6 protein-coding genes are annotated in these 6,156 nt (G+C 73.6%); 2 read left to right on the top strand and 4 right to left on the bottom strand.

Translation table 11 applies throughout. The annotated features are described in order from the left end of the window. Window positions 1-854 (top strand): DUF4439 domain-containing protein (locus ACQRUO_RS27725; RefSeq protein WP_428318817.1); only part of this gene is annotated, 854 nt, incomplete at its 5' end. A 146-nt stretch (window positions 855-1,000) separates the two neighbouring features. Continuing rightward, a complete protein-coding gene (locus ACQRUO_RS27720; protein ID WP_428318816.1) occupies window positions 1,001-1,924 on the top strand; it encodes an aminoglycoside phosphotransferase family protein in 924 nt (307 codons plus the stop codon). Here the strand turns inward: ACQRUO_RS27720 and ACQRUO_RS27715 are convergent. The 4 genes from ACQRUO_RS27715 to ACQRUO_RS27700 form a co-directional block, all read right to left on the bottom strand. After that, on the bottom strand, window positions 1,897-2,469 hold the full coding sequence (locus ACQRUO_RS27715) for a GNAT family N-acetyltransferase (RefSeq protein ID WP_428318815.1): 573 nt from the start codon (window positions 2,467-2,469) through the stop codon (window positions 1,897-1,899). The two genes, ACQRUO_RS27720 and ACQRUO_RS27715, sit on opposite strands and share 28 nt — an antisense overlap. A 103-nt stretch (window positions 2,470-2,572) precedes the next feature. Continuing rightward, window positions 2,573-3,451, bottom strand: a complete 879-nt coding sequence (locus ACQRUO_RS27710) for a GNAT family N-acetyltransferase (protein WP_428318814.1) — start codon at window positions 3,449-3,451, stop codon at window positions 2,573-2,575. A 34-nt stretch (window positions 3,452-3,485) separates the two neighbouring features. Further along, window positions 3,486-4,646, bottom strand: a complete 1,161-nt coding sequence (gene ispG / locus ACQRUO_RS27705) for a flavodoxin-dependent (E)-4-hydroxy-3-methylbut-2-enyl-diphosphate synthase (RefSeq protein WP_428318813.1) — start codon at window positions 4,644-4,646, stop codon at window positions 3,486-3,488. 117 nt (window positions 4,647-4,763) lie between these two features. After that, entirely contained in the window at window positions 4,764-6,071 is a 1,308-nt protein-coding gene (locus tag ACQRUO_RS27700; protein WP_428318812.1) for a M50 family metallopeptidase, read from the bottom strand. Window positions 6,072-6,156: the final 85 nt, after the last annotated feature.

The raw sequence follows: 6,156 nt of genomic DNA, 5'->3' as shown, positions 1-6,156 counted from the left end.
CCATCACGCCGAGCGCCGCCGCCGGCACGCCGGCCGGCAGCCCGGCCCCGAGCGTCCCGGGGGTGCCGGCCGGCTGGGCCCCGGTGGCCGCGGCCGAGATCGGCACCGCGCAGGCCCAACTGGCCGAGCTGGCGGCCGCCTCGCCCGAGCTGGCCCGCCTGCTCGCCTCGGTCGCGGCCGGCTGCGCGCTGCGCGCCGTCCAGCTGGGCGACCAGGCCCCGTTCCCCGCCGACCCGGCCGACGCCGACCCCTCGACCGCCGGCGCCTCGAGCACCCTCCCATCGCCCGTCGCCCCGGCGACGCCCGGTCAGCCGGGCCCGAGCGCGGCGAAGTCCGCCCCGGCCGGCTCCCCCTCGGTGAGCCCCGCCCCGACCGGCGGCCCGTCCGCCGGTGCCGTCACCGCGCTGCAGGCCGCGCTGGCCGGCGAGCACACCGCCGTCTACGCCTACGGCGTGATCGGCGCCCGAATACCGCCCGGCCCCCAGCGCGACGACGCCCAAGCCGGCTACGCCGCCCACCAGGCCCGCCGGGACGCCTGGCAGCGGATGCTGACCGACGCCGGCGCCACCCCGGCGCCCGCGGCCCCCGGCTACCAGCTGCCCTTCCCGGTGACCGACCCGAACGCGGCGAGCACCCTCGCCGGCACCGTCGAAGCCCGGCTGACCCCGCTCTACGCCGACCTGGTGGCCGCCGGCAGCGGCCCGCTGCGAGCAGCCGCCGCCACCGCACTGCGCGAGTGCACCCTGCAGGCCTACCACTGGGGCAACCCGCTCGGCCCGCTGCCCGGGCTGCCCGCCGCGGCCGGCTCCGGCGCCACCCCGAGCGGCCCGCCGAGCCCCGGACCGAGCGCCTGACCGGCACCCCCGAACACCCCCGACCGGCCCCCGACCAGCGCCGCCTCCCGCCGCACCGGGCCGCGATGGCCGACAATGAGGCAGGAGCGCAGGCGCGGACCAGGGCCCACGGGCCACACCCGTGGGACACCGAGCGGAGGGCCGGCATGAAGCCAGCAGCGGGGCAGATCACCGTCCCCGACCGGGTGCGGCAGAGCGTGCTGGCCCGCCAGGGCGAGGCCGGCGCCCGCTGGCTGGCCGCCCTGCCGGACCGGGTGGCCCGCCGACTGGCGCACTGGGACCTCACCCTGGACCGGATCGCCGACCCCGGCGGCCGGCTCAGCGTGGTCTGCTACGTGCGGCGCTCCGACAACAGCCCCGCCGTGCTCAAGGCCGGGCTGGTCACCCCCGAGACCGCCCAGGAACACGCCGCGCTGACCGGGTGGGCCGGCCGCGGCGCGGTGCTGCTGCTGGACGCCGACCCGGCCGAGGGCTTCCTGCTGCTGGAGCGGCTGCACGGCGACATCCCGCTGCGCTCGCTGGCCGAGGCGAAGGCGATGCTGGAGGCCACCGGCCTGCTGCAACGGCTGTGGACCGGGCCCGCCGCGGGCCACGCCTTCCCCACGGTGGCCGAGCACGTCGCGGTGCGCACCGACTGGCTGCGCCGGCACCGGGCGGCGGCCGAGCAGCTCGACGCCCGCCCGCTGGTGGACGCCGCGCTGGCCGCCGCCGAGGAGTTGCTGGCCTCCGCCGACGAGGCCTTCCTGCTGCACGGCGACTTCCACCACGGCAACGTGCTGGCCGCCGACCGGGCCCCCTGGCTGGCCATCGACCCGCAGCCGCTGGTCGGCGAGCGGGCCTTCGACCTGGCCTGGCTGGCCCAGGACCGCAAGGAGACGCTGATCGCCGGGCCGAGCCCGGAGGGCGCGGTGCGGCGCCGGCTGCACCAGCTGGCGGACGCGCTGGAGGTGGACGGGGAACGGCTGCGCGGCTGGACGCTGTTCCGCAGCACGGCGGCCGGGCTGGCCGCACTGGCCGGCGGCGACCGCGGCGGGGCCGAGCTCTACCTGGAGTTCGCCGGCCGGCTGTAGGAGCGGTCGTAGAGCGGCAGCCGGGCGCCCATCACGGCGTAGGGGCGGTCGGTGTTCGGGAAGCGCACCGGGCGGGCCAGGTCGCGGTAGCCGAGCGAGCGGTAGAGGCGGCGGGCGGGGGTCTCGGCGTCGATCGCGGAGAGGATGCTGCGCGGCAGCCCGGACCGGTCGCACAGGGTGCGGATCAGGGTGCTGCCCAGGCCGCGGCCCTGGTACTCGGGCAGCACGTGCAGCTCGGTGATGGCGAACACCCCGTCCAGCCAGTCGCCGTGGCCGCGGGCCTCCAGGTGCGGCTCGATCACCGTGCTCCACCAGTGCTCGCGCAGGTTCGGCATGCCGTAGCCGAAGCCGACCAGCCGACCGCCGCAGAGGGCGCCGAGCGCCAGCACCCCGGGTTGCAGCGCGTGCCGCCCCACGATGTGCAGCCGGACCGCGACCTCCTCCGAGGAGAGTCCGAAGGCGGCCGCCTGCACCTCCAGCGCGTAGGGCGCCCAGGCCGCCAGGTCGATCGGCTGGACGGTCACCTCGGTCAACTGCTGCTCCATGCCCGGGACGTTACTCCTTCCCGTCCAGCACCGGGGCCATCTCCGCCGCACCGGTCCCACGCACCGAGCCCAGAACAGCAGCGAGCCCAGAACAGCGCCGAGCTCAGAAGAGCACCGACATGAAGGCGCCCACCTCGCGGAAGCCCACCCGGCGGTAGGCGGCCCGGGCGGGCAGGTTGTAGTCGTTCACGTAGAGGCTGACCACCGGGGCGACCTCGCGCAGCGCGATCTCCAGCACCGCGGCCATCCCGGTCTCGGAGAGCCGCCGGCCGCGGTGGGCCGGTGCCACCCAGACGCCCTGGATCTGGCAGGCGCCCTCGGTGACCGCGCCGATCTCGGCCTTGAAGATCACCTCGCCCTGCTCCGAGATCCTGGCGAAGGAGCGGCCGCCGCCCACCAGTTCGGCCACCCGGGCCTGGTAGAGCAGCCCGCCGTCGCCGGCCAGCGGCGAGACCCCGACCTCCTCGGTGAACATCGCCACGCAGGCCGGCATCAGCAGGTCGATCTCGTCCCGGCGCACCCGGCGGACCAGCGGGTCGGGCCGCACCTCGGCGGCGGGCTCGGTGGCGGCCATCAGCGGCTGGTGGGCGCGGACCTCCCGGGCCGGGCCCCAGCTGCGTTCCAGCAGCGCCCAGAGGGCGGCGGTGGACTCGGCGGGGCCGACGATCGAGGAGCAGCGCCGGCCCTGGCGCCGGGCCCGCTCGGCGAAGGCCCGCACGGCCTGCGGCCCGGCGTTGATCGGGACCAGGTTGGCGCCGGCGTAACAGAGCGACTCCAGCCGGCCGTCCCGGTCGAACCAGCCCCACATCTCGCCGCCGAGCCGCCACGGGTCCAGGCCGACCGCCTCGACCCGGGTGGCGACGAAGGCGTTGGCGACCGGGTCCCGGTGCAGCACCTCCAGGGTGTCGGCGAGGTCCGGCGTGTCCAGCACCCGGGTCTCCCCCAGCAGGCCGCGACCGGCCTGGAGGGAGCCCGGGAGCATCACACCTCGATCGAGCACAGCGCCTCATCCACCGTCAGTCGGCGGCGATCACGGTCGGGGTGCCGGCCTCGGCGCCCTCGGCCTGCATCTGCTCGGCGAGCAGCATGGCCTCCTCGATCAGGGTCTCCACGATCTTCGACTCGGGCACGGTCTTGATCACCTGGCCCTTGACGAAGATCTGCCCCTTGCCGTTGCCCGAGGCCACCCCGAGGTCCGCCTCGCGCGCCTCGCCCGGCCCGTTCACCACACACCCCATGACGGCCACCCGCAGCGGCACCTCCATCCCCTCCAGGCCCGCCGTGACCTCCTCCGCCAACTTGTACACATCCACCTGGGCCCGCCCGCACGACGGGCAGGAGACGATCTCCAGCCCCCGCTGGCGCAGGTTCAGCGACTCCAGGATCTGGATGCCGACCTTGACCTCCTCCACCGGCGGCGCCGACAGCGAGACCCGGATCGTGTCCCCGATCCCCTCCGCCAGCAGCGCACCGAACGCCACCGCCGACTTGATCGTCCCCTGGAACGCCGGACCCGCCTCCGTCACCCCCAGGTGCAGCGGGTAGTCACACGCCGCCGCCAGCTGCCGGTAGGCGTTGATCATCACGACCGGGTCGTTGTGCTTCACCGAGATCTTGATGTCCCGGAACCCGTGCTCCTCGAACAGCGAGCACTCCCACAGCGCCGACTCCACCAGCGCCTCCGGAGTGGCCTTCCCGTACTTCTCCAGCAGCCGCTTGTCCAGCGAGCCCGCGTTCACCCCGATCCGGATCGGGGTACCCGCCGCGGAAGCCGCCTTCGCGATCTCCCCCACCTTGTCGTCGAACGCCTTGATGTTGCCCGGGTTCACCCGAACCGCCGCACACCCCGCCTCGATCGCCGCGAACACGTACTTCGGCTGGAAGTGGATGTCCGCGATCACCGGGATCTGCGACTTCTTCGCGATCAACGGCAACGCGTCCGCATCGTCCTGCGAGGGCACCGCCACCCGCACGATCTGACACCCCGACGCCGTCAACTGCGCGATCTGCTGCAGCGTCGCGTTCACATCCGAGGTCAACGTCGTGGTCATCGACTGCACCGACACCGGCGCGTCACCACCGACCGGAACGTTGCCGACCATGATCTGCCGTGACACGCGACGCTTCGCGAGCGGCTTGAGAGGCAGGGACGGAATACCGAGCGAGATCGCGGTCATGTGCGCAGGGTTCCCCGGAGTAGAGGTGACGGACGCCGGGTGCGCGGAGATCGCGCACCCGGCGTCCAACGGTACGGCACCCCGGGGGGCGCCCACGCACACCCCCTGAGCGTCCGACTAGGTGAGCTTGACCGGGTTGATGACGTCCGCGATCAACACCAGCAGGGTGAAGCCGACGAAGATGCTGGCCACCACGTAGGCCAGCGGCATCAGCTTGGCCACGTCGAACGGGCCCGGGTCGGGGCGCTTGAAGAGCTTGGCGGTGCGCCGGCGGATCGACTCCCACACCGCTCCGGCCACGTGCCCGCCGTCCAGCGGCAGCAGCGGCAGCATGTTGAACAGGAAGAGCGAGAGGTTGATGCCGGCCAGCAGGTTGACCATGGTGGCGATCCGCTGCGAGGCGGGCAGGTGCAGCGCGAAGACCTCGCCGCCGACCCGGGCCGCGCCCACCATGCCGACCGGGGAGTCGGCCGGCCGCGGGGTGCCCTTGACCACCGAGTCCCAGAGCCCGGGGATCTTGCCGGGCAGCGCGAGCAGCGAGTGCACGCCGGTGTCGGCCATGTCGGACATCTTGCTGATGCTCTCGCCGAGGCCCAGCTGCACCACGCCGGTGGTCGGGCTGATCCCGAGGAAGCCGGCCGTCACCGGCGCGGCGCCGGGGACCGGGTCGCCGTACTTGTCCAGCTTGGCCAGCTGGTTCTTGGTGATCTGCGCGGTCAGGGTGAGCTCCTGGCCGTTGCGCTTCACCACGATCGGCACGGTCCGGCCGTAGGAGTCGCGGATGTCGTTGGACAGCTGCTGGTAGCTGTGGATCCGGTCGCCGCCGAAGGCCACGATGCTGTCGCCCGCCTTCAGCCCGGCCGCGGCGGCCGGCGAGGGGGTGGCACCGGGGGCGCAGGTGTCACTGGCCTGGGTGGCCGGGACCACGCACTGCGAGACCGAGCCGACGATCGGCAGCGACTTGGGCACCCCGAAGCCCATCATGGTGACCAGGAAGAGCGCGAAGGCCAGGATCAGGTTCATGAACGGCCCGGCGAACATCACGATGATCCGCTGCCAGGGCTTGCGGGTGTAGAACAGCCGGTCCTCGTCACCCGGCTGCAGCTCCTCGTAGGAGGCCTCCCGGGCGTCCTCGATCATCGAGCGCCACGGCGAGCTGCTGCGCTTGGTGATCTTGCCGTCCTCGCCCGGCGGGAACATCCCGATCATGCGGATGTAGCCGCCGAACGGGATCGCCTTGAACCCGTACTCGGTCTCGCCCTTCTTCCGGGACCAGATGGTCGGCCCGAAGCCGACCATGTACTGCGGCACCCGGATCTTGAACAGCTTGGCCGTCGACAGGTGGCCCAACTCGTGCCAGGCGATGGAGAAGAGCAACCCGACGATAAAGACCACGATGCCCAGCACCGTCATCACTGCAGTCACCGCTGGTCCTCCGTCATATCGCTCCCACTGGCCGTCCTGCCCGAACCGGGCGCCACTGCCCTACACCGGCCATCCTGCACCCGAA

This window comes from Kitasatospora sp. LaBMicrA B282 (assembly GCF_050325825.1).
Classification (GTDB): Bacteria; Actinomycetota; Actinomycetes; order Streptomycetales; family Streptomycetaceae; genus Kitasatospora.
Note: the sequence above shows the minus strand (reverse complement) of the source record. Positions and strands in the feature narration are given on the sequence as shown.

Bases quoted from the DNA above. Each gene is read 5' to 3' on its own strand.
- ACQRUO_RS27720 (WP_428318816.1), top strand. From the start codon at position 1,001: ATGAAGCCAGCAGCGGGGCAGATCACCGTCCCCGACCGGGTGCGGCAG.
- ispG (WP_428318813.1), bottom strand. From the start codon at position 4,646: ATGACCGCGATCTCGCTCGGTATTCCGTCCCTGCCTCTCAAGCCGCTC.
- ACQRUO_RS27715 (WP_428318815.1), bottom strand. From the start codon at position 2,469: ATGGAGCAGCAGTTGACCGAGGTGACCGTCCAGCCGATCGACCTGGCG.
- ACQRUO_RS27710 (WP_428318814.1), bottom strand. From the start codon at position 3,451: ATGCTCCCGGGCTCCCTCCAGGCCGGTCGCGGCCTGCTGGGGGAGACC.